Raw genomic sequence first — 25,401 nt, 5'->3', positions numbered from 1 at the left:
TTACTTGACATCTTGTACTTTTGTGTCAAGTCGACCAGAAGGGAGCCTGCGGTGAGTGCAACGACAATCCCCGCGCCGAACGCGAGCCTGGCGTGGCGGGACGGCAAGCGGTACCTGTGGCTGCTCGGGGCGTTGATCCCCGGCCTGCCGCTGCTCGGTTGGGGGCTGGTCGCCGCCACCGGGTGGAGCGTGTTCTGGTTCTCCGGGCCGTTGTTCCTGTTCGTCGTGGTGCCGCTGGCCGATGTCATCGTGCCGACCGATCCGAACAACCCACCGGAGGAGATGGTCCCGTCGCTGGAGGCGGATCGCTACTACCGCTGGCTGACCTACCTCTATCTGCCGTTCCAGGTCGCCGTGTTCGTCTGGGGCGCCTGGATGCTGAGCCGCGGCTCGTTGTCCGTGGTCGACAAGATCGGCATCGCGTCCAGCCTCGGTGTGGTCGGTGGCGTTGCCATCAACACCGCGCACGAACTCGGGCACAAGAAGGAGGAGCACGAGCGCTGGTATGCCCGCGTCGCCCTCGCCCAGAGCTGGTACGGCCACTTCTTCATCGAGCACAACCGCGGGCACCACGTGCGGGTGGCGACGCCCGAGGACCCGGCCAGCTCGCGGTTGGGCGAGAGCCTGTGGGCGTTCCTGCCGCGGAGCGTGGCCGGCGGCGTGCGCAGCGCGTGGCACCTGGAGCGCGAGCGGTTGGCTCGCTGCCGGCAGCGCACGTTCTCCCCCACCAACGACGTGCTCAACGCCTGGGCCATGTCGCTGGTGCTCTGGGTCGGCGTCACGGTTGCCTTCGGGCCGGGGATCCTGCCTTACCTGCTGGCGCAGGCCGTGTTCGGCTTCTGGCTGTTGGAGGTCGTCAACTATCTCGAGCATTACGGCATGCTGCGCGGGCGCACCGCCTCCGGCCGCTACGAGCGGGTGGCGCCGCGGCACTCGTGGAACTCGAACAACATCGGCACGAACGTGCTGCTCTACCACCTGCAGCGGCACAGTGATCACCACGCCAACCCGACCCGGCGCTATCAGGCACTGCGCGACTTCGAGTCCGCCCCGGTGCTACCCACCGGGTACGCCGGGATGATCCTGCTGGCCACCGTCCCGCCCTTGTGGCGCCGGGTGATGGACCACCGGGTGCTGGCCCACTACAACGGCGACGTCACGCTGGCGAACCTGCAGCCACGCAAGCGCGAGCAGCTGCTGCGCCGCTACGCCACGACGGCCGCAGCGAGCATCGGATGAAGTTCCGCTGCCCCGGATGTGGTTACGTCTACGACGAGGAGAAAGGCGCTGTCCGGGAGGGCTGGAAGCCGGGGACGCCGCTGAGCGCGATCGATCCCGACTGGTGCTGCCCCGACTGCGGCGTGCGCGAGGCACAGGACTTCCAGGAGGTCGGCTCGTGAAGATCTGGCGTTGCGCGGTGTGCGGGTTCGAGTACGACGAGGCCGAGGGCTGGCCCGAGGAGGGCATCGCGCCGGGCACCCGTTGGGAGGACCTCTCCGACGACTGGTCCTGCCCGGACTGCGGCGCCGCGAAGGCCGACTTCGCGATGGTCGAGGTCACCCCGGCATGACCGCCGCGCAACCGGACTTCCACCAAACCGTGGCGACGCTGCTGCACGAGCGGTTGCTGGACGCGGCCGCGGCGATCACCACCGAGTCCGGATGGACCGCGGTCACCATGGCGAAGATCGCCGAGGTGGTCGGGGTCAGCCGGCAGACCGTCTACAACGAACTCGGCTCCAAGCCACAGATCGCCCAGGCGCTGGTGGACCGCGAGCTGGCCCGGTTCCTGGAGATCGTGCGCGACCGGATGACCGCGCAATCCGAGCTCGGCCCGGCGCTGCAGGCCGCCTGCCGCGGCGCGTTGGAGACCTCGGTGGCCAACCCGTTGGTGCACGCCATTTTCGAATCGGCGCACACCGGCGGCAGCGACCTGCTCCCCCTGCTCACCACCGACTCCGCCGACCTCATCGCCAACGCCACCGGCTTCCTCGGCACGGTGATCACCGAGCACGGCTACCCCATCCCGGTTACCGCCGACCGGCTGGCCATGATCATCGAGAACCTGGTCCGCCTGACGCTCAGTCACATGATGCAGCCGAGCGGCACCCCGGAGCAGACCGCCGCCGACGTCGGCTGGCTGATCGAGGCGGCCCTGGGCTAGACCTGCTCGAGGACTTCGCACAGGTGTTGGCGGTGAGTGACAGTGTCGCCGACGCTGACGCGGAGGTCGGTGATGGTCCCCGCCACGGCCGCGGTGACCGGGTTCTGCATCTTCATCGCTTCGAGCACCGCGATCAGGTCGCCCGGGGCGACGACGTCACCCTCCTTGACCGCGACGCTGACGATGGTGCCCTGCATCGGGGCCAGCACCAACGAATCGGCGGGGCCGGCGTCACCGGCCCCGCGCAGGGTGGCCGCGACCTCGGCGGCACGCTCGCCGAGGGTGGCCAGACCGGGCAGGTCGACCGGCATGCTGCGCCGGCCGACGCGGACGACGATGCGATCGAGCGGGACCTCGGGTTTGGGCAGGTCGGCAATGACCGCCTCGACCCAGCGGTTGTGCACCGCGAAGTCCGGGCCGGCGAAACCCGGGTGGTCCAGTAGCCAGCGGTAGAAGGCGATCGGCGTGGGCACCCCCGCCACCTCGAACTCGGCCAGCGCCCGACGGGCCCGGCGCAGCGCGCTCGGCCGGTCCGGACCGGACACGATCAGCTTGCCGAACATGGAGTCGTAGCGGCCCTCGACCGTGTCCCCGGCCTCCACTCCCCCGTCCCAGCGCACCCCCGGACCGCTGGGCAACCGCAGCGCGGTGACCGTGCCGGGGGCGGGGACGAAGCCGGCATGCGGGTCCTCCGCGACCAGGCGGAACTCGATGGCGTGGCCGTGCGAGACCGGGTCCTGCGCCGACACCAACCGGGCACCCGCGGCGATCCGGAACTGCTCGGCGACCAGGTCCACGCCGGTGGTCTCCTCGGTGACCGGGTGCTCCACCTGCAGCCGGGTGTTCACCTCGAGGAAGGACACCTCACCGTGGGGGCCGACCAGGTACTCCACCGTGCCCGCACCGCGGTAGCCCGCGGCCACACAGATGGCCCGCGCGGAGGAGACCAGGCGATCCCGAACGCCGTCCGGCAACGACGGGGCCGGTGCTTCTTCGACCAGTTTCTGGTTGCGCCGCTGCACCGAGCAGTCCCGCAGGCCGATGACCAGCACGGTGCCGTGGTCGTCGGCGAGCACCTGCACCTCGACGTGCCGGGCACCCTCCAGCAGTCGCTCCACGTAGACGGTGCCGCGACCGAACGCGGCTGCCGCCTCCCGGCTCGCCGCGGCGAACGCCTCCGAAATAGCGGCCGCCTCGCGCACCACGCGCATCCCGCGCCCGCCGCCGCCGAACGCGGCTTTCAGCAGCACGGGCAGCCCGTGCTCGGCGACGAAGTTTTCCACCGCAGCGATGTCGTCAATGGCATCGGTGCCCGCGGTGAGCGGCGCCCCGACGGACCGGGCGATCCGACGGGCCGTCAGTTTGTCGCCCAGAGCGGCAATCACCGGCGCCGGGGGGCCGATCCACACCAAACCCGCGGCGGTCACCGCGGCGGCGGCCTCGGCGTTCTCGGCGAGAAAGCCGTAGCCGGGGTGCACTGCCTCGACGCCGGCCCGCAGCGCGGAGTCGACCACCGCGTCGATGTCCAGGTAGTCCTCGATCGCGACCGACTCCACGGCGCGGCGCACGTGCAGGGCGCCGGCATCGGGCGGGGTGTGGATGGCCACGCCGCGCATCCCGGCATCCGCGGCGGCCCGCAGGATGCGCACCGCGATCTCGCCGCGGTTGGCGACCAGCACCGAGCGCAGCGGTCGGCCGGGCTCGTCGGTCAGCCTCATCGCAGTTCCCCGGCCCGGCTCAGCACGTCACGGGCCATGCGCACGTGCACCGCGTCGACCATCACCCCGTCGACCATGCCCACGCCGTGGGTGGCGGCGGCCAGTACCGCGTGCGCGTGCGCCACCGCCGCGGCGTCCGGGGTGAACACCTCATGCGCGATGGCCACCTGCGTGGGGTGCAGGCAGATCTTGCCGCCGTAGCCCAGGTTCCGACCGACGTTCGCGTCGCAGCGGAACGTGTCCTCGTCGCGCACCGCGACGACTGCCTGGTCGAGGGCGGGTACCCCGGCCAGGGTCGCGGCCAGCAGCACCGCGCTGCGGGCGTACAGCACCTCGGTGCCGGCGGCCGTACGCCGCCCGCCGAGGTCGGCGACGAAGTCGTCGGAACCGAAGTACACCGACTGGGGTTCGGCGGCGAGCAGGGGGCGGGCATCAGCCACGCCGAGGGCGTTCTCCACCCCGACCATGATGTGGCTGCCGCCCGGCAGCGCGGCCTGTAGCTGGGTCAGTTGGGCGACGGCTTCGTACTTGGGCAACACCACGCCGTCCAACTCGCCGGCGCCGATCAACCCCGCACACGCGGCCACGTCCGCCTCGTGGTGCTCGCTACCCACGGCGTTGATGCGCACCAGCAACAGCCCGCCGAACTCCGGTCGACCCGCGCGCAGGGCGGCGGTGACCTCCTCGCGCGCGGCGTCCTTGCCGTCCGCCGGGATGGCGTCCTCCAGGTCCACCGCCACGGCATCCGGCGCGGACCGGCCGACCTTGGCCAGCAGCTCCACGCGGTTGCCGGGGACGAACAGCAGGCTGCGCATTCAGCCGTTCCCCCGTCGATACATCAGCACGGTGCGCTTGCACCGGCACACGACCTCACGGCGTTGGTTCACCCCGACATGCGCGATCTCCAGCACTCCGACCTCCGGTCGGGACTTGGACTCCCGGGCCATGGTCACCTCGGAGGTCACCGAGATGGTGTCCCCCTGGAAGACCGGGTTGGGGAACACCGCCTCGCTGACGCCCAATTGGGCAACCACGGTGCCCTGGGTGAGTCCCTGCACGGACAGCCCGACCACCAGCGCGAGGGTGAACATGGAGTTCACCAGCGGGCGGCCGAACTCGGTGCGCGAGGCATAGTCGTGGTCCAGGTGCAGCGGCGCCGGGTTCATGGTCATCGTGGTGAACAGGACGTTGTCCGTCTCGGTCACCGTGCGGCGGGTGGCGTGTTCCACCGTGAACCCGACCGGGCAGTCCTCGAAATACAGGCCGGTCACGGCGCTCAGACCGGGCTGATGTGGTGATGGCGCCGGCCGGCCTCGCGGGTCCAGCCGTCGGCGTCGGCGAAGCGCGCGATCAACTCCGCGCGCAGGTCCCCCGGCTCCACCACCGTGTCCACCACCAACTCACTTCCCATCCGCAGCAGGTTGATATCCGCCTGTTGTTCCACGATGCGGGCCGCGATGAACGCCGCCCGCTCCGCCGGGTCGGCGATCGCGGCGATCTTGTTCGCGTACACCGCATTCACCGAGGCCTCGGCTGCCATGGGTCCGATCATGGCGGTCGGCAGGCCGAGCGTGGCACGTGGGGCGAACCCCGGGGCACACATCGCGTAGTACCCGGCCGCGTAAGCCTTGCGCAACACCACGCTCATCTTCGGCACCTCGGCGGAGGACATCGCGACGATCATCTTGGCGCCGTGCCGGATGATGCCCGCGCGTTCCACCGCGACGCCGACCATGAAGCCCGGCACGTCGTGCAGGAACAGCAGTGGGATGTTGTACGCGTCGCACAGGGTGATGAACCGCGCCGCCTTGTCCGCGGAGTCGACGAAGATCGCGCCGCTGCGCACCTTCGGCTGGTTGGCCACGATCCCGATCACCCGGCCGTCCAGCCGAGCCAGGCCGACCACGATCTCCTCGGCCCAACGGGCCTTGATCTCGAAGAACGACCCGCTGTCCACCACGCCCTCGATGACGTCGCGCACGTCGTAGGCGGCGTTGGGGTCCGCCGGCACCATGCCTTCGGCAAGTCGATGCTCGGGCGGCACGGAGGGCGCCGGCACCGGCGCGGAACGGAAGTCGTCGGGCAGGTAGGACAACAGCAACCGCAGCGCGCCGAGCGCCTCGATGTCCGAGCCGAACACCTCATCACCGCACCCGGAAACGGAGGCGTGCATGAGCGCACCGCCCATCTCCTCCAGCGTGGTGATCTCGCCGGTCACCTTCTCCGCGACCCGGGGGCTGGCCAGGTACATCGAGCCGTTGCCCTGGACCATGCCGACCCAGTCGCAGAACGCCGGCTGATACGCGCCGCCGGCCGCGGACGGGCCGTGCAGGATGCACAGTTGCGGCACCCGGCCGGACAGCCGCACCTGTAGGTGGAAAATCGCCGAGGCGCCGCGTCGGCCGGGGAAGAACCCCATCTGGTCGGTGAGCCGGCCACCGGCACTGTCCACCAGGTGCACCACCGGCAGCAGGTCGCGATCGGCCCGCTCCAGCAACCGGATCTGCTTCTCACACGTGCGTGCGCCCCAGGACCCGGCCTTGACGGTGAAGTCGTGCGCGATCACCGCCACCTTGCGACCGTGCACCCGGCCCACGCCGCAGATGACCCCGTCGGCGGGCAGTCGATCGTCGCCCTCCGCGGCGGCCAGCAGCCCGTCCTCGACGAACGTGCCGGGGTCGTAGAGCAACGCCAACCGGTCGCGCACCGCCATCTTGCTCGGCCAGCGCGACCCGTCCGATCCCGCCCGCGCCCACGCCGCAATCTCCGGCAGCGTGGGAGCTGTCACGGGGCCAGGCCCTTGGTGAGGATCTCCAGCTGGATCTCGTCCGTGCCGCCACCGATGCGCAGGATGCGCGCGTCGCGGTAGTGCATGGAGATGCCGGTCTCCTCCAGGTAGCCGGCTCCGCCGAACAACTGCATGGCGTCGTCCACGACCTTGTTGGCCACCACGGCGGCGAAGTACTTGGCTTGCGCGACGGTTTTCAGCGCCACCGGGTGGTCGGCGTCCAACCGAGTGGCGGCCTGATACACCATCAGCCGCGCGGCGGCCACCTCGAGATCCATCACGCCGATCTTGTGCCGGATGGTCTGCAGCTGGGTCAGGGGGGCGCCGAAAACCTCTCGCTCGCTGACGTAGGCGCGGGCCAGGTCCAGACATTCCGCGGCGTGCCCGATAGCCATAGCGGCAAGGGAAACCCGCTCCAGCTGGAAGCCCTCCATGATCTGCTGGAAGCCGCGGCCCTGCGTGCCGAGCACGTCCTGCGGGCCCACCACCACGTCGTCCAACAGCACCTCGCGGGTGTCCGAGGAGTGCCAGCCCATCTTCTTCAACGGCGCCCCGAAGGACAGCCCGGGTGTGTTCTTCTCCACCACGAACAGCGTCACGCCGTGGTGGCGGTCGGTCACGTCGGTACGTGCGGCGATGATGATCACGTCGGCGATGCCGGCGTTGGTGATGAACATCTTGCGGCCGTTGAGCACCCAGCCGCCGTTGGCGGTCGGCTTCGCGGTGCTGCCCAGGCCGGCCACGTCGGAGCCGGCGCCCGGCTCGGTGACCGCGATCGCGCAGATGGCCTCACCGTGCGCGAGCGGGGCCAGCCAGCGCGCCTGCTGCGCGGCGCTGCCGTGGCGGACCAGGTGCGGGCCCGCCATGTAGGCGCTGACCAGCGGAGTGATGGCAATGCCGCCGCTGGCCCGGGCCAACTCCTCGGACAGCAGCGCCACCGCCAGACTGTCCCCCTCGACACCGCCGTGCTCCTCCGGGGTGCACAGGCCGAGCAGGCCCGCCGCGCCCAGGCGCTTCATCAACTCGACGGGGAACGTGCCGGTGGTCTCCGCCTCGTGCACCAGCGGGCGAATCTCCCGATCGGTGAACGCACGACAGGTTTCCTGGAAGGCGACGTGCTCAGGGCTCAGCTCGAAAGTCATCTCGGCACTCCGAAACTCGACCGACCGGTAGGTCGAGAATAGACTGCGCGGGTACATCTCCGTCAAATCGGCCCCCTGCTGAACGCATGTCATGCGCAATATGCGCTTGTCGTGCGTCCAGACGCCGGACAACGCCGTATTGCGGATGACATGCGCAACGAGGGGTGGGGCATGACCGGGACTGCGACGGCACGGGCGGACGCGCAGCGCGCGCGGATCGTGGACGTGGCCATCGACATGTTCAGCAGGCAGGGCTTCCGGGCCACCTCGATGAACGAGATCGCGGGCGCGGTCGGACTGTCCAAGCCGACCCTGTACCACTACTTCGGGAGCAAGGAGAAACTGCTCGTCCACATCTATGCCGCGGTGCTGGACGAGAGCCTGGACGGCGCCCGCCGGGTCATCGCCGCCGCACCGGACCCACTGAGCGCGATCCGCGATTTGATCGCCGCGCGGGTGGTCTACACCTGCCGCAACGCCGCGCTGCTCAAGGTCTGCTTCGAGGAGGAGCACGAGTTGCCCGTTGATCTGCAGCCCGCGCTGCTGTCCCGGCGCAGGATGTTCGAGGATCTGTTCATCCAGACCGTGCGAGCGCATCTCGCGGAGCACCCCGATGCACTCGGCGGCGTCGAGCCGAAGATCTGGGTGAACGCCGGACTGGGTGCGATCAACTGGACTTACAAGTGGTACCGGCCCAGCGGCCCCGCCACCCCGGAGCAACTGGGCGAGCAGATCGCCGCATCTTTGACCGCCGGCCTCAGGCCCTGACCCATACGGAGACGCCGATGTCGCATCCGTTCCACCGCACCCTCGATGTCGGAGTTGCCGGCGGCACCCTGCACGTCGGCGTGGCCGGACCGGATCCCGGCGCGGGCGCCCCGGTGGTGGTGGCCGTGCACGGCATCACCGGCTCGCACCGCTCCTGGGCCCCGGTGGTGCGGGCTCTCGGCGAGGACGTCACCGTGCTGGCCCCGGACCTACGCGGCCGCGGTGCCTCCTCGGGCATCACCGGCCCGTTCGGCATGGCCGCACACGCCGCGGATGTGTTGGCACTGTTGGATTTCTGCGACGTGCCGAACGCGGTGGTGGCCGGGCACTCCATGGGCGGGTACGTCACCACCCGATTCGCGGCCCTGGCCCCGGACCGGGTCAGCGCCGCAGTGCTGGTGGACGGCGGCCCGCCGCTCCCTCGCCCGGAGGGCATCAGTGCCGACGACCTGCTCGCGGCGATCCTCGGGCCGGCGCTGGCTCGGCTGTCCATGACGTTCGAATCGCGCGCGGCCTACCACGAGTTCTGGCAGGCGCACCCGGCGCTGGGTGGGCCCGACAAGTGGAGCGACGACGTCAGTGATTACGTCGACTACGACCTCGACCCGAACGCGGATGTCATCCGCTCCCGGGTCAACGGCGAGGCGGTACGGGCCGACGGCCGGGACTTGTTGGACGGCGACAGCGCGGCGGGCTCGTTGGCCGCCCTGAAGTGTCCGGCGACGTTGCTGTGGGCGCCGCGCGGTCTGCTGGACGAGGACCGGCCGTTGCTGCCCGCGCCGATTCGGGACGCGGCGCTCGCCGCGGCCCCCCAATTGGTGGTGCAAGAAGTGCCGGACACCAACCACTACCTGATCCTGCTGCGCGACCGCGACGCGCGTCCGGTGAGCGCCGCGATCCGGGCTGCACTGGTGTGACTGGCCGTCAGAGATCGAGCACGATCGTCCCGCACTTGGCGCGCGACACACACAGCGCCATCTTGGTGTTCGCCGCCCGGTCCTGCACCGAGAGCACCGCGTCCCGGTGCTCGATGTCACCGGACACCACCGAGGTGATGCAGGAGCCGCACACACCCTGCGAGCAGGACCACGGCACCTCGACCTCGCGCTCCGCGAGCACGTCGAGGATCTGCTTGTCCGCGGGCACGGTGAACGTGATGCCGGTACGAGCCAGCTCCACCTCGAACGGCTCGCTGTGCGTGGTGTCCACCACCGGCGCGGCGAACGACTCGCGGTGCACGGTGTCCAGCGGCCAGCCCTGTGCGGTGGCCTGCCCGGACACCCAGTCCATGAAGCCGTTCGGGCCGCACAGATACAGCTCGGCCCCGCCGCCCCAGCCGCCCAGCTCGGTGGCCGGGTCGAAGTCCGCCCGGCCCAGGTGCACGCGCACCCGGTCGGCGAACGGCAGACTCGCGAGCTCGTCGCCGAACGGCACGCTCGCCGCGTCCCCGGCGACCACATGCAGGGTGAACTCCGCTCCCGCGGCGTATAGGTCGTGGGCCATGGACAGCAGTGGGGTGGCCCCGATGCCGCCGGCCACCAGCAGGTAGCGGCCGGCATCGGCCAGCTCGAAGTTGTTGCGGGGTTCGGAGATGGTCAGCTCGGTGCCCACGGTCAGCGCCTCGTGTACCTCCAACGACCCGCCACGCCCGTTCGGGTCGACCTTCACCGCGATCCGGTAGGTGCTGTCCGGGGCGTTGCACAGCGAGTACTGGCGCACCCGGCCGCTGGGCAGGTGCACGTCCACGTGCGAGCCGGGGGTGAACAGCGGCAACGGGCCATCGACGCCCTCGAACACGAACGTGCGCACTCCGGTGCCCACGGCGCGGGCCTCAACGACCCGCACCTGACGCACCGTCGCATACGGTGTGCGCGGGAAGCCGAGGTCCGTCGGCCCGCGGAACAGCCCGCGGACGGGGATGCCCTGGTTGCGCAGCACGCCGCCACCGAGGTCCCACACGCGCTGGTACTTGTGGAACGGGATGTGCGGCAGGGCGTGGTGGACGCAGTGGTCGGTCTGGCCCAGCCAGTAGACCTTGCCCACCGCGGTGCCGCGCAGCACCACCGTGGACTGGAACGGCGCGTTCTGCCAGTTGGAGTCGTGCGGGTGCTGCACGTGCGCGAACGTGTAGGCCAGGATCAACATGCCCAGCTTCTGCGGGATCAGCCAGACCAGGATGAAGTCCATCCGGTACGGGGAGATCAGGAAGGCGGCCTGCAGGCCGACGTAGACGACCAGCGCCCACACGAACAGGGCAATCTCCCGCTTGGGGCGCGTGCGCCACAGCCGGGTGAAGTAGAACCAGGTCCAGATCCACTCCGGGCCCATCAGCACGAACGGCAGCACCGGCCGCGGCGCCTCGACCAGCAGCAGGTCCGGGTCCTTGCGCTTGTCGCCGACCCACCGGTGGTGCTCCATGTGCAGGATCCGGTAGACGGTGGTGCTGATGCCGGGCAGCAACAGGAACGCGGACACCGTGCCGATCAGATCGTTCAATCGCTGGTTGGACGAGGCCGAGTTGTGCACCGCGTCGTGCAACGGGGTGAAGCTGGCGTAGATCGCCGCCTGGTTGATCACCAGCATCACCAGAAACGGAAGGTGATCCGTCAGGTAGCCCCAGGTGGCCAGGCCGAACGCGCTGTAGGCACCGACCACCACCGCAATGTGCGGCCAGGACAGCAGCGGTTTGCGAGCCACCTGCGGGTACCGCGGGTCGCGAGTGACCTGTGCGAGCACCTGGCGCACGGACGGATTCGCGGTGATCGTCATCGAGGCCCCTCGGCAGCGGGTATGGACTCCCGGGCGATTCTGGCCCCTTTTGGGCGCCGGCGCATCCGCAGTAGCGTCCGGCGGTGGACTCTCGCCCGGCGGATCTGTTGGCGTCGATCGCCGCCACGCTCGTGCCGGATACCGCGACGGTGTCCAAAGCACTGACCGACCGCATCCTGGCCATGGAACCGGCCCTGGCCGAGGACAGCGAACTCATCGACGCGCTCTACCTGAGCGTGGCGGAGAACGTCGACCAACTCACCGGCACCCTGCGCGACGGTCCGCTGCCCGCCGATACCCCGGCACCCGGTGGCGCCCTGACCTACGCGCGGCTACTCGCCCGGCGCAACATCCCGATGGCCGTTCTGCTGCGCGCCTATCGGGTCGGCCAGGCCCAGTACCACCAGCTGGCGATGGCCGAGATCGCTCGGCTGGCTCCGGACGCGGACGGCGCCGCGGCCACCGCGACGTTGCTGTCCGAGGTCACCTTCGCGTACGTGGACCGCACCTCCGAGGACGTCATGGAGGCCTACCAGGCCGAACGCGATGTGTGGGTGCAGAACCGGGCAGCAGCCCGAGCCGCGCAGATCGTGGCCGTGCTGGACGGCGGTCCGGTGGACCTGGCCGAGGCCGAGCGGATCCTCGGCTACGCGCTGGACGGACCGCATGTGGGCGGGGTGTTCTGGTCCGACGACGGCGCGCTCATCGACGCGTCGGGGTTGGAGCGGGAGGTCACCCGGCTGGCCGAGCACCTGGGCGCACCGCGCGCAGCGCTGGTGGTGCCGGTGCACGCGAACACCGTGGCCGTCTGGTTCCCGCAGCGGAACCTGGTCCGGCCGAGCTGGCCGTGCAGCACCGAGAGTTCAATGCGCCTGGCGCTGGGCGACCCGGCGGCCGGTCCGGACGGCTTCGCCCTGACACACCGTCAGGCCATCGCCGCGCGCGGGGTCGCCGAGTTCGCCGACGCGCATCGACGGCGTGCGGTGACCGCCTGGTCGGCGGTCGGGCCGGTGGCGTTGATGTGCGCCGACCGCACTCAGCTCGCGGTGTGGGTGCAGGCCACGCTCGGCGGGCTCGGCGCGGCCGACGACGGCATGGAGCGGCTGCGCGAGACCTTGTTGCTGTTCCTGGGCAACCGCAGCTTCACCAGCACCGCACGCGAGCAGCACCTGCACAAGAACACCATCCAGTACCGGGTCAAGCGCGCCGAGGAGGCGTTGGGCCGGCCCTTGGAGGAGCACCGCGACGACATCGAGTTGGCACTGCGGGTGTGCCATTGGGTGGGTACCCCGGTACTGCGGGCAGTTCCGGGCAGGTAGCTACGGGGTGCGGATCAGCGAGGCCAACTTCATCGCCAGCCACGGCTTGCGGCCCCATGCGCGCAGCTTGAAGCGGGCCACCGCGGGCCACTGACTGGCTCGGCCCCACATCACCAACAGCAATACCGCCGGGTCGGCGGCGACCTTGCAGTCCACCCGCCGGGCCGGGTCCGGGTCGTGAATGTGCAATGCACCGTCGTTGATCAGGAAGTGGCGTGGACCGCTGCCGCCGGTCAGCCGCACCTCATAACAGGCCCGGAAGCCCCGACCGGCCTCGGCGTGCACGAACGCGGTCGGCCCGCCGAAGGAACCCGACGCGCCCACCGCGTTGACCAGCGGCACCACGAAGTCCTCCAGCGCGGCCAGTGCGGCGTCGGCGGGCACGGTGTGCGAGCGACCCAACGCCCTGGCCACGTCCACGGTGTGCACGGACAGCTCGCTGACGACGTGCCCATGCAGGGTGCGCAGCGGCAGCTTGGTGCCGCCCAGCCAGTCGTAGAGCTCCTCCGGATCCCGGCCGACGGTGAGCGCGGCGTACTCCGCTGCGGCGGCCTCGATGCGCCCGGCGAGCTGGTGGGGGTCCTTGACCGGCGCGTCCGCCACGTAGCTGACGGTGTACCGGCCCAGCGCGTCGAAATCGGCGACGTCGGCGATCGGCTCGCGTCGCGCCCGACCGAGCTCGAAGTCGAGCACGTGCAGCATGTGCACGGCCAGCTCACCGATATTCCAGCCGCCGACCGCCGCCCTGCTCGGGTCGTCCACCGCGCGCAGCATCGCGGCAGCCGCGCCCGCCGTGCGCACCACAGTCTGCTCCGTCACGTTGCTCATCGGGGCCTCCTCACACGCCGCCCAGCCGCTCCGACCGATCCGCCCAGAACCGTTCCCGTACCTCGCGGCGCAGCACCTTGCCCAATCCGGAGCGGGGCAGCGCTTCGACGAACTCAACCGCAGTGACCTTGTGCACCGACCCGGCCGCGCCCCGGGACAACTCGATGATCTCCTGCGCATCGATGGTGGCGCCGGCCAGCGGCACCACCACCGCGACCGGAGTCTCTCCCCACCGCTCGTGCGGAGCGCCCACCACGCAAACGTCCGCGACCAACGGATGCGCAGTGATGGCCTGCTCCAGTTGGGCGGGCCAGATGTTGTAGCCGCCGGAGATGATCAGGTCGTCCTTGCGGTCGACCAGGTACAGGAACCCCTCGTCGTCCAGCCGGCCCACGTCGCGGGTCAGCCAACTGCCGTCGGGCAGGGTGCGGGCGGCGGTGGCGTCGGTTTCTTTCCACAGTTCCCACATCCGCGCCGGGCCGCGCACCGCGATCTCTCCGACGTTCCCGGCGGGCACCGGATTGCCGTCGTCGTCGACGATGAACAGCACGTTGTTCGGGGTGGCCCGGCCGACCGAGGTGGGCCGGTCTCGGTGCTGGTGCGGCAGCAGCATGGTGATCGGCCAGGCCTCGGACTGCGCGTACATCTGATACAACACCGGGCCGAACACCTCCAGCGCCGCGGCCACCGTGGCCCCGGAGATCGGCGCGGCCGCGTAGTTCAGGCAGCGCAGGCTGGACAGGTCGCGCGTTCGCGCGTCCGGGTGGTTCACCAGCGCTTGGATCATGGTGGGCACCATCAGCGTGAACGTGGCCCGCTGGAGTTCGATGTCGGCCAACACCGCCGCGGGATCGAAGCTGGGCACCACCACGATGCGCGCGCCGACCTGCAACATTGGCCACAGAAACACCGCCGCCGCATGGGTGAGCTGACCGACCGCCAGGTACACATCGTTCTCGTCCAACTGCGGGGTCACCCAGCGGTACTCGTCGTCGCTGCGCAACCATGCCTCGACGGTGTGCAACACACCCTTGGGCCGCCCGGTGGTGCCCGCGCTGAACCGGATCACATGCGGGTCGCCGGCCTGCGTGCGCACCAGCGGATCGGCGTCCTCCGCCTTGGCCAGCAGTTCCTCGTAGTCCACCGCGCCGGGCGGCGCTTCGCCGTCGTACACGATGATGTGACGCAGCGTCGGCATTTGTGCCCGGCGGGCCAGCAGCTCCGCGGCGTACGGCGCCTGCACGATCAGCGCCACCGCGTCGACCAGGTCCACCAGGTAGGCGTTGACCTCCGCGGTCTGATGGCTGTAGAGCGCGGCGCGGACGTACCCGCCCATGGCCACCCCGGCGGCCTGCTCCACGGTCCACGCTGAGTTCACCCCGAGCAGCGCCACCCGGTCGCCGCGTTGCACGCCCAACCCGGCGAGCGCGTTCGCCAACCGGCAGCCGCGGTGGTGCAGGTCGGCGTAGCTCTGGTCGACGCGCAGGCAGGTGACCGCGACGCGGTCCGGGTGCCGCGCGGCCGCGGTGCGCACGATCTCGCCGAAGTCCCGCACGCCCGGGAGGGTACTCCCATGGATTCCGTGCAGCTGGAGATCACACCCCCGGTCGCGGTCGTCGCGATCAACCGACCTGAGCGTCGCAACGCGGTCGACCCGGCCACCGCGGCCGGGCTGCGCGAGGCGTTCGCCGCCGTCGACGCCGACGACGCCGTGCACGCCGCGGTGTTCACCGGTCGGGAGGGCTGCTTCTGTGCCGGCTACGACCTGCAGTCCTTCGCCGAGACCGGCGGCGAGCCCGGCGCGCTGGATGCCCTCGGCCCCGGCGAGCCCGGCCCGATGGGCCCGAGCCGACAGATCCCCGGCAAGCCCACGATCGCCGCGGTCGAGGGCTACGCGGTCGCGGGTGGCCTGGAACTGGCCATCTGGTGCGACCTACGGGTGGCCGCGGAGGACGCCATCTTCGGGGTCTTCTGCCGGCGGTGGGGGGTGCCGTTGATCGACGGCGGCACGGTGCGGCTACCGCGGCTGATCGGGCAGGGCCGGGCGATGGACCTGATCCTCACCGGCCGCCCGGTGGACGCGCAGGAGGCGTTGCGCATCGGGCTGGTGGACCGGGTGGTCCCCCGCGGGCAGACGCTGGGTGCCGCCCTGCAGTTGGCCCGGGAGATCGCCGCGTTCCCGCAGGAATGTGCGCGCGCCGACCGGGATTCCGCGTATGCGCAAGCGAATCTGGACTACGCCGCGGCGTTGGACAACGAGGCCATCGGCGGTCTGGCGGTGCTGCGCTCCGGGCAGAGTCGAAGCGGCGCCGCGCAGTTTGCCCGCGGCGCCGGCCGGCACGGCTCGTTCGGGAACTAGGACATGCCCTAACCCCTGGTCCAGGCGCGGCCTTGGATCAGCACCCCGTTATGGATGAGGAAGCCGCGAATCACGTTCGCCATCCGCACGGCATCCTTGCCGATCCAGTCGTTGGTCTGCACCCAGGCGTCGATCATCTCGTTGACCTCGACGCGGCGCTGCCGCGACAGGAATCGCTCGCCGGTGGCCCTCTTTTTCAGATAGCAAAACGCGACCATCTCGTCGGGATGCTTGCCGACGCCGGTCAGGAATCCGTCCAACGCCTCCAGGTAGCGCACCTGATCGGTCTCGGGTAGCTCGTCGTGGTGCGCGCCGGCGAACCAGGTGCGCACCCGCGCGTGCTGCTTCAGTTCGGCAACGGTCACAACGGCAGTCCGAAGCGGTCGGCGAGTTCCCGGAGCTCCTGGCGGCGCTGCGCCTCGCGGCCGTGCATACCGGGCTGGATCATCCCGGCCTGCTGCAACGTCTCGGTGACCGCCGGGTCCTCGTTGAACGGGTTGCCGACGTGACCCTCGAAGTAGTTCGCGGACAGCGGCGCGCGGGGGCGTTGGCCGCCGCCGTCGCCCTCCGCGGAGTAGCCGACCAGCATGGCCCACATGGGGATCCAGGTGTCCGGGACCTTGAGTAGTTCCTTGACCGCGTCGACGTTATAGCCGGACAGCGCCACCCCCAACCCCTCGTCGACCGCGGCCAACATCGCCTGGCACATTGCCAGTCCGGTCTCCACGTTGACCATCCAGGGTCCGAGCACCGGGTCGTCTGCGATCGGCTTGACCACCTGCGGATAGGCCACCTCGTCCACGTAGTTGTGCGACCAGCCGTGGGTGGGGGCCAGCGCCCCGAGGTCGAACAGCTCCTTGAGCCGGGCCTGCGCGCCGACGTGGAACTCGGTGTCACCGAACCAGAAGATGGCCACCGGGGCCAGGTCGAACTGCACCGTGGCCGTTGGGGTCTTCAGCGCCTGCAGCACCTCGGGGTCCATCTCGTCGCGGTAGCACACCACGGCCTTGGCGTAGTCGGCGTTCACCGAACGCGAGCAGCGGTTGGCCGCCTCGAGGATGGTCTGGATCTTCGCCCGTTCCACCGGCTTGTGGGGTTCGAAGAAGCGGATGGTGCGGCGGTTCCCGATGACCTGCTTGAACTCCACGGAAATCCTCCTCAGACGGACAGCACGGTGACCACGGTGGCGGCGTTGTCGGCGGACAGGAATCCGCCCGCATTCTCCGCCAGGGCAATGCGGGCCCCGGTGACCTGCCGGTCCCCGCACCGCCCGCGCAACTGATCGGCCAGTTCGACGAGTTGCGCGCAGCCGGTCGCACCGATCGGGTGGCCCCTGGACAGCAGGCCCCCGCTGGGGTTGACCACATGCCGACCACCGAGTCGGGTCTCCCCGGAGGCCAAGAGCTTCGGACCCGCACCGCGTTCGCACAGGCCCAGGTCCTCGTAGGCAATGAGTTCCGCGGACGCCGCGGCGTCGTGCACCTCGACCACGTCGACCTCGGCCGGGCCGACACCCGCGACGTCATAGGCCCTGCGCGCGGCGCGTTCCACCGCGTTGGGTTCACCCGCGGCGCGATCGGTGCCGGATAGCAGCACGCTCGCCCGCACCGAAACGCCCTGCACCCCGAGGTGACGGGCGTAGTCCGCGGAGGCAACCAGGACCGCTGCGGCGCCGTTGCCCACCGGTGAGCACATCAGCAGGGTCAATGGGTCGGAAATCATCCGACTGGCGAGTACCTCGGTCACCGTGACGGGCCGGCGGAACTGTGCCTTCGGGTTCAGCGACGCGTGGTCGTGGCTCTTCACCGCGATCTGCGCGAAATCCTCCGCGGTGGCCCCGGAGGCCTCCATGTAGGCGCGGGTCAGGTTCGCGTAGAGATCCATGAAGAACGACTTCCGTGCGCCCCCGGCACCGAATTGGGCCTGCAGATCGGCCAGCGCCTCCAGATCCACCGCGGTGCCGATGGCGTCGAAGGCACGCTGGGAGTCCGGGTGAGTCATCTTCTCCGCGCCCACCGCCAGCGCCACGTCCACCGAGCCGGACGCCACCGCGCTCACCGCCAAGGAAAACGCGGTGGAGGCCGAGGCGCAGGCGTTCTCCACGTTGACGATCGGCACGCCCAGCAGGCCGGTATGCCGCAGCGCCTGCTGGCCGCGGATCATCTCCTGGCCGGTGATCAAGCCGGCCACGGCGTTGGCGAAGAACACGGCGCCAACGGCGTCGGTGCCCACGCCCGCGTCGGCCAGTGCCTCGGACACCGCCGAGGTGGCCAGTGAGCGGACCGTCGCGGAATCGAACTTGCCGAACGGGGTCATCCCCGTCCCGATGATGGAAACGCCGGTCATGTCGCCATCGTGCCTGAGGTCACGCCGCGGTCGGGATGTCCCGGGCGGACGAACTTGCGGGCAGGCGTTGGCACCTACCGACGAAAAGGGTTCAGAAGGTGACCGGCAGCGTGCGCACCACGTGGATGAAGTTGCCGGTGAGGTAATCGGGGTCGCCTGCCGCAAGGTCCGGGAGTTGGCTGAACAGCTCTCGGAACACCGCGCGAAGCTGGGTGCGGGCCAACTGTGCGCCCAGGCAGAAGTGCACGCCGCCACCGCCGAAGGAGACGTGTGGGTTCGGGTGGCGGGACAGGTCGAAGGCCGCCGGGTCGGTGAACACGTCGGTGTCCCAGTTCCCGGACGGGTACATCATCACCACCTTTTCGCCCTCGTGCACCGTGATGCCGTGCACCTCGACGTCCGCCACCGCGGTGCGCCGGAAGGTCATCACCGGGGTGGCCCAGCGCACGAACTCCTCGATGGCGTGGTCGATGCGCGCGTCGAAGTCGGCCGCCAGCCAGGCCCGCTGTTCCGGGTATTTGGTCAGCGCGTGCACCGCGTGACTCATGGTCTGCCGGGTGGTGTCATTGGCGGCCACCGAGAGCAGCGTGAAGAATGCGCCGATCTCCTCGTCCAGCAGGGTCTCGCCGCCTACCTCGGCGGCCACCAGCGCGCTCATCAGGTCACCGGTCGGCTTGCTGCGCCGGTCCTCGGCCAACGCCAACGCGTGGCGCAACAACACCAGCTGCGCCTCGAACATCACGTCGAGCGGGTCGCGGTCGCCCAGGTAGATCGGGTCCGCCCAGGACACCAGCGCGGCGGCCGCCTCGGCGACCTCCTCGCGCTCCTGCTCGCCGACGCCGACCATGTCGCAGAACACCCACTGCGGCAGCGGCCCGGCGCATTCGCGCACGAAGTCGGCGCCGCTGCCCGCTGCCGCGAGCCGGGCCACCGCCTGCTTCGCGCGGCCCTCGATCTGCTCGGAGATGCGGGAGATCTGACGGGGCGTAAAGGCGGCGCTGACCAGCTTGCGCAGCTTGGTGTGCCGCGGCGGGTCGGTGGCCAGGAACGACTGGGAGGTCTCCAACAGCATCTCCGGCGCGTTCTCGAAGATCACGCCCTGACCGGACACGAACACGTCGTGCCGACGGCTGACCTCCACGATGTCCGCGTGCCGGACCACGGTCCAGAAGCCGGGGTCGTCCTCGTCCACCAGCAGGGCATCCTCTACCGGCGGGTGCCAGCTCAGCGGCCGCTGCTCGCGCAACGTCGCGAAGCTCTCCTCGCGCACCGCGGCGGGCTGCGCCCAGAACTTGCGGCTGGACAGATCGATCTCGTCGTACGGGCGCTCCCGGCTGATGTCCGTCACAGCCGGAAAGCTACAACGAGGTCAAAGTGGTTGCGGAGACATCATCATGACGTCACAATGATGTCATGCAGGTGCAACCGTACGTCATACAGGTCCAGGATCAACTTGCCGCCGCCGCGGCGCTGGGCGACGAGCGCGTCCGGGCCACCGCCACGGCGTTGGCCGCCGCGGCCGATCCGGCGGTTCGCCTGGCCGTGCTGACCGCGGTATCGGCGGCCGCGGATGAGATCACCGCCGCCCTGCTCGATCTCCCCGGGGCCCCGGCCGTCGCGGTGCGCACCGACGGCCAGGACCTGCACATCGAGGTCCGCACCGAGGCCGCCGACCTCAACCCGGGCGGTCCGGTGACCGCGCCCGGCGAGGACGCCGAGCACTCCGCCCGGATCTCGCTACGACTGCCCGAGGCACTAAAAACGCAGATCGAGCAGGCCGCCCGCGCCGAGTCCATCTCGGTGAACACCTGGTTCCTGCGCGCCGCCGGGCGTGCCCTGTCCGGCCCCGAGGCGATTGCCCGCCGGGTGACCGGCGGCCGCATCACCGGCTGGATCAACGGCTAACTCACGATCGAGGAGTCCGACATGGCATCGCCCGTCACCACGTTCCCGCTCACCGCACCGATTGACCTCGTCGTCCGCCTCGGCCGCGGCAGTCTCACCGTGCACACCCGCGACGACGCCGCGGAGGCGATCGTTCGACTCACCCCGCGCGGCCAGGGGGATGCCCTGGAGCGGTTCAGCGTCGAGTTGCAGGGCCACACGTTGTCCGTGCTCGGCCCGCGCCAGGGTGGCCTGCCCGACCTGCTCGGTGGCCGCCGCAAGGACAGCGTCGACATCGTGGTCGAGGTCCCACACGGCACCGCACTGAAGCTGACCAGCGTGGACGCCGACATCACCGTCACCGGACGGTGCGGCCGCGCGGACGTGGCCACCGGCTCCGCCACCGTCCGGCTGGCCACCGTGGACGGCGACCTGCGACTGCGTTACGGCAGCGGGGAGAGCAGCGCGGATGCCGTGCAGGGTTCGGTTCAGGTGCGGGCCGGATCCGGATCCGCGCGGTTCGGCGAGGTGGCCGGCGGGCTGCACTGCGGCTTCGGCACTGGTTCGCTGGATGCCGCCGTGGTGCGCGGCGCCCTGCACTCCCGCGCGGGCTCCGGTTCCGTGTCGGTGGGCGCGGTGCACGGCGACGTGGACGTGGCCGCCGGCTCCGGTGGATTCACCCTCGGCGTGCCCGCCGGGGTGGCCGCCAAGCTGGACGTGACCACCGGCTCCGGGCAATTGCACTCGGACCTGCCGGTGGAACCATCCCCGGCGGCCGGCGCCCGGGCGATCACCATTCGGGCGCGCACCGGCAGCGGCGACGTGCACCTGGTCCGCGCGGCCTGACGTCAGTCCGTCGCGGCGGCGGTAAAGCGGGCCGCCTCGGCGGCATCCGCGCGCAATGCCCGCCGCGCCCGGTCGCGGATCATGCTCATCCCGGTGACGGTGACCGCAACCGGCAGTCCGGCGGACAACAATGCCTGCACCCCGACCGACGCGTGGTGCTGGTGGGCCAGGGCGAGCGCCAGGAACGGACCGACGTCGTACAGCCCGTGCAGCAGGATCGCGGGCAGCAGTCCCCCGATCAACCCGGCGCCCTTGCCGTCGAAGCGCTTGCGCATCACCGCGTAGCCGGACAGCCCGGCCCAGATCGCGTGATTGGGCACCGCGAGCACCGCGCGGGTCACGAAGGTCATGACGTAGGCACCGGAGGTCGGCGCGCCGGCCAGGTAGAGCACGTTCTCCACGACCGCGAACCCCAACCCGATCCAGCCCGCGTAGACGATGCCGTCGAAGCGCTCGTCGAACTCCGGATTCCACCGGAACGAGCGCAGGCACAGCGCCTTGCCGGTCTCCTCCACCACCCCGGCCACCACGAACGCCGCGAACACCGCGCCGGCCACACTCAATGTGTCCGGCGCCGCCACCGAGAGCACGGCTTCCACCACCACGATCGGCGCGGTCGCCAGCACGCCGAGCAGCGCCGCCCGGGTGAGCACCGCGGGCGACTCCGGGCGTACCCGGTCCTCGCGGCGCAGGTACGCCATCCAGGCGAACCCGGGCAGCACGCCCAGCGCCGCGGCCGGACGGGATGCCAGCGCAGCCACCAGCACGATGGCCACGGCGGCGATCACCAAGACCGTCATGATTCGGCGCGAACCCGGGCCGGCCAGCGCGCTGGGCAGATGCTCCCGACCGGGATAGTGCGCGTACGGCTCGACCGGCGCGGGCCGCCCACGTTCGCCGCGTCGCGTGTACGCCCGCCAGGGCGACTCCCCCGGCATGCTGACGTCGACCAGCCGGAACGGCTCCCCCGCCAGGTCCACCCCGGCCCGGTCGTCCAGGTAACGATCAAACTTCTGCTGCACCGTCACCGCGGGGGCGAACCAGCGTCGATGAAACTCCAGGTCGTCATCCCCGGTGAGGACGACCGCCAGTCGGGCCGGCGATTCCTCCTCGGCCGGATACAGCCCGGAATAGGTCGCCGACCGATCGACGTCGCGCGTCCACCGACGCAGCAGCACCAACTCGGCACCGATTACCGTGCGGGCCGCCTCGCGCCGCCCGCTGTAGATGTACACCGCCACCGGACGTCGACCCCCAGCACTCCTCGGGCGTGCGTGGCCCATTCTGGACCCGCCACATCTTCCCCGCCGGCGCACACACCCGGTCGGGACGGCACCCCGCCTGCGAACCGCCCGGGTGACCTTGATTGCATCCGGGGACGAGGTCGACTGCCGGATAGCGGGGTTCCGTGGAGAATCAGCGGGTGAGCACCCCCTCCGAGCGCGCGCTGCGGGTGCTGCTGATCGAGGACGACCCCGGCGACGCCATGTTGGTGCGGGAGATGCTCGAGGAGGCCGGTTCGCAGGTCGACCTCACCTGGGTGCAGACCATCGCCGAGGCCAAACCGAAATTGACCCCGGACACCCGGTGCGTCCTGCTCGATCTGCAGTTGCCCGATGCCGCGCAGTTCTCCGGGTTGGACGCGGTGCTGGCCGCCGCGCCCCGGGCGGCGGTGATCGTGCTGACCGGATTCACCGATCAGGCCCGCGGCGTCGACGCGGTGGCACACGGTGCCCAGGACTATCTGACGAAGGCCCAACTGGAGCCGGAACTGCTCTCCCGCACCATTCGCCATGCGCTGCAACGGCGAACGACGCAGGACACGGCGCGGGAGCTGGCCGATTCGCGCGCCCGCGCCACGGAGAACGCCCGACTCGAGCGCGGCCTGTTGCCGGTGGCGATCACCCGCGACGACTCGATACAGGTGGTCGCCCGCTACCGACCCGGCCGGGATCGCGCGTTGCTCGGCGGCGATTTCTACGACGTCGTGCAATGCCCGGACGGCACCGTCTACGCCATGATCGGCGACGTCAGCGGACACGGCCCGGATGAGGCGGCGCTCGGCGTCTGCCTGCGGGTGGCCTGGCGGACGCTGGTGCTGGCCGGCATCGACGAGAAAACGATCCTGCCGCTACTGGACGAGGTACTCGGGCACGAGCGCGCCGAGGATTTCATCTTCGCCAGCGTGTGCATGGTGCGCATCGCGAGCGATCACGGGAGCGCGCGGGTGTACCTGGCCGGCCACCCGCCGCCCCTGGTGCTGGGTGGCGCCGGTTCGCAACAGCGAGGGGGCGTACCGCTGGGCGTACTGGATGACTACGTGTGGGCCGCGGAAGAAATCGCCCTGCCACCGCGCTGGGAGTTGGTGCTGATGACCGACGGCATCTTCGAGGGCACCGCGACGCCGGACACTCGTGAGCGGCTGGGCATGGAGGCGCTGGTGGAACTCCTGCTCGCGCAGCACGCCGCCACGCCCGATCCGGACGAGTGGACCGACGCGCTGATCGGTCAGGTGATCGAACTCAACGGCGGTCCCTTGACCGATGATCTGGCCCTGGTGGTGCTCACCGGCAGGCCGTCGGAGCCCTCGTGAACCAGCGGTTCGACACGCTGCGGGCGCGCCTGCGGTTGATGCTCTCTCTCGCCGCGCTTTTCGTGGCCATCGGCGCCGTGATCACGTTCAGCGCGGTGCATCGCCTGGACCAAGACACCGGTGAGTTGACCGACCACTTCTCCCCCGCCCGTGCCTCGGCCGCGGACCTGACCGGCGGTTGGCTGGATCAGGAGACCGGGCTGCGCGGCTATCTGCTGACCCGGGACCAGAGCCTGTTGACGCCGTACACCCAGGGCCGGCAGGGCGTGATCGCCGCGGACGCGGAGATCCGGCGCGTGCTGCCCCGACCGGGCATCAGCCGGGCATTGGACGAGGTGGCCGCGGCCGGCCGGGCCTGGCATACCGACTTCGCCGATCCCACCCTCGCGGCGGTGAAGGCGGTGCCGAAGAACCAGCCGTTGTCGTTGAACCAGGACCTGGGCAAGGCCCGTTTCGATGCGCTGCGCACCGCGCTGACAGGGCTGACCAACGAGATCGCCGCCGAGCGGGCGACGGCCCGACACAACGTGAACACCGGCCTGCGCCGGACGCGGGAGCTGACCCTCTCCGCGTTCGCATTGATCGTGCTGGCCGGAGTGGCGCTCTGGCTAGCGCTGCGGCGGTTGGTGCTGCGGCCGATCGACCGTCTCGCCGCCGAGACTCGAGTGGTCGCGGACGGCGAGTTCGACCACCGGGTCGAGGTGGCCGGTCCCAGGGAGATCCAGAACCTGGGCCACGACGTGGAATCGATGCGGGTCGGCATCGTCGCCGCGCTGGCCGCCTCCCGGGTGGCCGAGCACGAGGTGCGCGCGCAGGCCCTGGAGTTGGCGCAGCAGGCAGAGGAACTGCAGCAGCAGGCAGAGGAACTGCAGCAGCAGGCCACCGACCTACGCCGATCCAACGACGAGCTGGAACAGTTCGCCTACGTCGCCTCCCACGACCTGCAGGAGCCGCTGCGCAAGGTGGCCAGCTTCTGCCAGATGTTGCAGCGCCGTTACTCGGGTCGGTTGGACGAGAAGGCGGACCAGTACATCGAGTTCGCGGTCGACGGCTCCAAGCGCATGCAGCAGTTGATCAACGACCTGTTGGCGTTCTCCCGTGTCGGGCGCACCTCCGAGGGCATGACCGTGGTCGATACCGAGCAGGCCGCCGGCCGGGCTCTGACCGCGCTGGCCGCCGCCCGGCAGCAGGCCCGGGCCGTGGTGGACATCGGCGAGCTACCCGAGGTGCCCGGCGACGAGACCCTGCTGACCCAGATGTTCCAGAACCTGATCGGCAATGCCATCAAGTTCCGCGCGCCCGGCCGGTCGCCCCGGGTGCAGCTGCGCGCGGCCCGCGAGGGTGAGTTCTGGCACTTCACCTGCAGCGACAACGGCATCGGCATCGACCCGGAATACGCCGAGCGCGTGTTCGTGATCTTCCAGCGGCTGCACCCCAAGGACCAGTACACGGGCACCGGCATCGGCCTGTCGATGTGCAAAAAGATCGTCGAGTACCACGGCGGCCGTATCTGGCTGGACACCGACCGGCCGGCGGATGCGGTGGGCTCCGTGGTCCACTGGACCCTGCCCGTTTCCGAAGCGGTCGGGCAGTCGGCGAACGGAGGCCGGTCGGCATGATTGTGCGACTCATCGAGGTGCTGCTGGTCGAGGACGACCCGGGCGACGTATTGATGACCCAGGAAGCCTTCGCCGAGCACAAGGTGAAGAACAACCTGTCGGTGGTCAGCGACGGGGTTGAGGCCCTGGAGTTCCTTCGCCGGGAGGGAAAGTACGCCGACGCCCCCATTCCCGACTTGATCCTGCTCGACCTCAACCTGCCGCGCAAGGACGGGCGCGAGGTGCTCACCGAGGTCAAGGCCGATAGCCAGCTGCGCCT

26 protein-coding genes are annotated in these 25,401 nt (G+C 70.3%); 13 read left to right on the top strand and 13 right to left on the bottom strand.

Annotation, left to right across the window (positions count from 1 at the left end; genetic code table 11):
• The first annotated feature begins 51 nt into the window (after positions 1 to 51).
• Genes VGJ14_19085 through VGJ14_19070 form a run of 4 tightly spaced genes read left to right on the top strand, consistent with a single transcriptional unit; the run spans position 52 to position 2,163 of the window.
• Complete coding sequence (locus VGJ14_19085; protein HEY2834533.1) at positions 52 to 1,239, top strand: alkane 1-monooxygenase; 1,188 nt, start codon at positions 52 to 54, stop codon at positions 1,237 to 1,239.
• Positions 1,236 to 1,400: a rubredoxin gene (locus VGJ14_19080; protein ID HEY2834532.1), complete on the top strand. Its 165-nt coding sequence runs from the start codon at positions 1,236 to 1,238 to the stop codon at positions 1,398 to 1,400. Before VGJ14_19085 ends, VGJ14_19080 begins: the two co-directional genes overlap by 4 nt.
• A complete protein-coding gene (locus tag VGJ14_19075; protein ID HEY2834531.1) occupies positions 1,397 to 1,570 on the top strand; it encodes a rubredoxin in 174 nt (57 codons plus the stop codon). The genes VGJ14_19080 and VGJ14_19075 overlap by 4 nt, the downstream gene beginning before the upstream one ends.
• Positions 1,567 to 2,163 carry a TetR family transcriptional regulator gene (locus tag VGJ14_19070; GenBank protein ID HEY2834530.1) on the top strand — a complete coding sequence of 199 codons (597 nt, stop codon included), beginning with the start codon at positions 1,567 to 1,569 and terminating at the stop codon, positions 2,161 to 2,163. The genes VGJ14_19075 and VGJ14_19070 overlap by 4 nt, the downstream gene beginning before the upstream one ends.
• Here the strand turns inward: VGJ14_19070 and VGJ14_19065 are convergent.
• Genes VGJ14_19065 through VGJ14_19045 form a run of 5 tightly spaced genes read right to left on the bottom strand, consistent with a single transcriptional unit; the run spans position 2,160 to position 7,811 of the window.
• A complete protein-coding gene (locus tag VGJ14_19065; GenBank protein ID HEY2834529.1) occupies positions 2,160 to 3,881 on the bottom strand; it encodes a biotin carboxylase N-terminal domain-containing protein in 1,722 nt (573 codons plus the stop codon). The genes VGJ14_19070 and VGJ14_19065 overlap by 4 nt on opposite strands.
• Positions 3,878 to 4,696, bottom strand: coding sequence for a CoA ester lyase (locus tag VGJ14_19060; protein ID HEY2834528.1), 819 nt, complete (start codon positions 4,694 to 4,696; stop codon positions 3,878 to 3,880). Before VGJ14_19060 ends, VGJ14_19065 begins: the two co-directional genes overlap by 4 nt.
• The gene (locus VGJ14_19055; protein HEY2834527.1) at positions 4,697 to 5,152 is read right to left on the bottom strand and encodes a MaoC family dehydratase; all 456 of its coding nucleotides are present in this window, start codon (positions 5,150 to 5,152) and stop codon (positions 4,697 to 4,699) included. It abuts the gene before it with no gap.
• Positions 5,153 to 5,157: 5 nt separating this feature from the next.
• Positions 5,158 to 6,669: an acyl-CoA carboxylase subunit beta gene (locus tag VGJ14_19050; GenBank protein HEY2834526.1), complete on the bottom strand. Its 1,512-nt coding sequence runs from the start codon at positions 6,667 to 6,669 to the stop codon at positions 5,158 to 5,160.
• On the bottom strand, positions 6,666 to 7,811 hold the full coding sequence (locus VGJ14_19045; GenBank protein HEY2834525.1) for an acyl-CoA dehydrogenase family protein: 1,146 nt from the start codon (positions 7,809 to 7,811) through the stop codon (positions 6,666 to 6,668). The genes VGJ14_19050 and VGJ14_19045 overlap by 4 nt, the downstream gene beginning before the upstream one ends.
• A gap of 171 nt (positions 7,812 to 7,982) precedes the next feature.
• On the opposite strand from VGJ14_19045, the gene VGJ14_19040 reads away from it, so the two are divergent.
• Both VGJ14_19040 and VGJ14_19035 read left to right on the top strand, forming a co-directional pair.
• Positions 7,983 to 8,579: a TetR/AcrR family transcriptional regulator gene (locus VGJ14_19040; GenBank protein HEY2834524.1), complete on the top strand. Its 597-nt coding sequence runs from the start codon at positions 7,983 to 7,985 to the stop codon at positions 8,577 to 8,579.
• 17 nt (positions 8,580 to 8,596) lie between these two features.
• Positions 8,597 to 9,496, top strand: a complete 900-nt coding sequence (locus VGJ14_19035) for an alpha/beta hydrolase (protein HEY2834523.1) — start codon at positions 8,597 to 8,599, stop codon at positions 9,494 to 9,496.
• Positions 9,497 to 9,503: 7 nt separating this feature from the next.
• Here the strand turns inward: VGJ14_19035 and VGJ14_19030 are convergent, their stop codons facing one another.
• A complete protein-coding gene (locus tag VGJ14_19030) occupies positions 9,504 to 11,348 on the bottom strand; it encodes a fatty acid desaturase (GenBank protein HEY2834522.1) in 1,845 nt (614 codons plus the stop codon).
• Positions 11,349 to 11,431: 83 nt separating this feature from the next.
• Here VGJ14_19030 and VGJ14_19025 point away from each other — a divergent pair, with 83 nt between their 5' ends.
• Positions 11,432 to 12,667 (top strand): helix-turn-helix domain-containing protein, encoded by a 1,236-nt coding sequence (locus VGJ14_19025; protein ID HEY2834521.1) that lies wholly within the window; start codon positions 11,432 to 11,434, stop codon positions 12,665 to 12,667.
• Here the strand turns inward: VGJ14_19025 and VGJ14_19020 are convergent, their stop codons facing one another.
• Entirely contained in the window at positions 12,668 to 13,495 is an 828-nt protein-coding gene (locus VGJ14_19020) for an SCP2 sterol-binding domain-containing protein (GenBank protein HEY2834520.1), read from the bottom strand.
• Positions 13,496 to 13,505: 10 nt separating this feature from the next.
• The gene (locus VGJ14_19015; GenBank protein ID HEY2834519.1) at positions 13,506 to 15,050 is read right to left on the bottom strand and encodes an AMP-binding protein; all 1,545 of its coding nucleotides are present in this window, start codon (positions 15,048 to 15,050) and stop codon (positions 13,506 to 13,508) included.
• Positions 15,051 to 15,068: 18 nt separating this feature from the next.
• Between VGJ14_19015 and VGJ14_19010 the strand changes: the two genes are divergently transcribed.
• A complete protein-coding gene (locus VGJ14_19010) occupies positions 15,069 to 15,854 on the top strand; it encodes a crotonase/enoyl-CoA hydratase family protein (protein HEY2834518.1) in 786 nt (261 codons plus the stop codon).
• A gap of 8 nt (positions 15,855 to 15,862) precedes the next feature.
• Here VGJ14_19010 and VGJ14_19005 read toward each other — a convergent pair whose 3' ends face one another.
• The 4 genes from VGJ14_19005 to VGJ14_18990 form a co-directional block, all read right to left on the bottom strand.
• Positions 15,863 to 16,219, bottom strand: coding sequence for a hypothetical protein (locus VGJ14_19005; GenBank protein HEY2834517.1), 357 nt, complete (start codon positions 16,217 to 16,219; stop codon positions 15,863 to 15,865).
• Positions 16,216 to 17,001, bottom strand: coding sequence for a nitroreductase family protein (locus VGJ14_19000; protein HEY2834516.1), 786 nt, complete (start codon positions 16,999 to 17,001; stop codon positions 16,216 to 16,218). The genes VGJ14_19005 and VGJ14_19000 overlap by 4 nt, the downstream gene beginning before the upstream one ends.
• A gap of 11 nt (positions 17,002 to 17,012) precedes the next feature.
• On the bottom strand, positions 17,013 to 18,200 hold the full coding sequence (locus VGJ14_18995; GenBank protein ID HEY2834515.1) for a thiolase family protein: 1,188 nt from the start codon (positions 18,198 to 18,200) through the stop codon (positions 17,013 to 17,015).
• Positions 18,201 to 18,291: 91 nt separating this feature from the next.
• A complete protein-coding gene (locus VGJ14_18990; GenBank protein HEY2834514.1) occupies positions 18,292 to 19,548 on the bottom strand; it encodes a cytochrome P450 in 1,257 nt (418 codons plus the stop codon).
• A gap of 65 nt (positions 19,549 to 19,613) precedes the next feature.
• Between VGJ14_18990 and VGJ14_18985 the strand changes: the two genes are divergently transcribed.
• Together VGJ14_18985 and VGJ14_18980 are read left to right on the top strand one after the other, a co-directional pair.
• Complete coding sequence (locus tag VGJ14_18985) at positions 19,614 to 20,105, top strand: hypothetical protein (GenBank protein ID HEY2834513.1); 492 nt, start codon at positions 19,614 to 19,616, stop codon at positions 20,103 to 20,105.
• Between the two features lie 21 nt (positions 20,106 to 20,126).
• Complete coding sequence (locus VGJ14_18980) at positions 20,127 to 20,930, top strand: DUF4097 family beta strand repeat-containing protein (protein HEY2834512.1); 804 nt, start codon at positions 20,127 to 20,129, stop codon at positions 20,928 to 20,930.
• A gap of 2 nt (positions 20,931 to 20,932) precedes the next feature.
• On the opposite strand, the gene VGJ14_18975 is transcribed toward VGJ14_18980, so the two are convergent.
• Positions 20,933 to 22,171, bottom strand: a complete 1,239-nt coding sequence (locus VGJ14_18975) for a PrsW family intramembrane metalloprotease (GenBank protein HEY2834511.1) — start codon at positions 22,169 to 22,171, stop codon at positions 20,933 to 20,935.
• A 182-nt stretch (positions 22,172 to 22,353) separates the two neighbouring features.
• Here VGJ14_18975 and VGJ14_18970 point away from each other — a divergent pair, with 182 nt between their 5' ends.
• The 3 genes from VGJ14_18970 to VGJ14_18960 all read left to right on the top strand — a co-directional run.
• A complete protein-coding gene (locus tag VGJ14_18970; GenBank protein ID HEY2834510.1) occupies positions 22,354 to 23,523 on the top strand; it encodes a SpoIIE family protein phosphatase in 1,170 nt (389 codons plus the stop codon).
• On the top strand, positions 23,520 to 25,142 hold the full coding sequence (locus VGJ14_18965; GenBank protein ID HEY2834509.1) for an ATP-binding protein: 1,623 nt from the start codon (positions 23,520 to 23,522) through the stop codon (positions 25,140 to 25,142). The genes VGJ14_18970 and VGJ14_18965 overlap by 4 nt, the downstream gene beginning before the upstream one ends.
• Positions 25,139 to 25,401: response regulator (locus tag VGJ14_18960; GenBank protein ID HEY2834508.1), on the top strand; the 263-nt coding region annotated here is incomplete at its 3' end. The genes VGJ14_18965 and VGJ14_18960, both read left to right, overlap by 4 nt.

This window comes from Sporichthyaceae bacterium (genome assembly GCA_036493475.1).
GTDB lineage: Bacteria > Actinomycetota > Actinomycetes > Sporichthyales > Sporichthyaceae > DASQPJ01.
The sequence above is the reverse complement of the archived record's forward strand: the minus strand, read 5'-3'. Positions and strand labels throughout refer to the sequence as shown.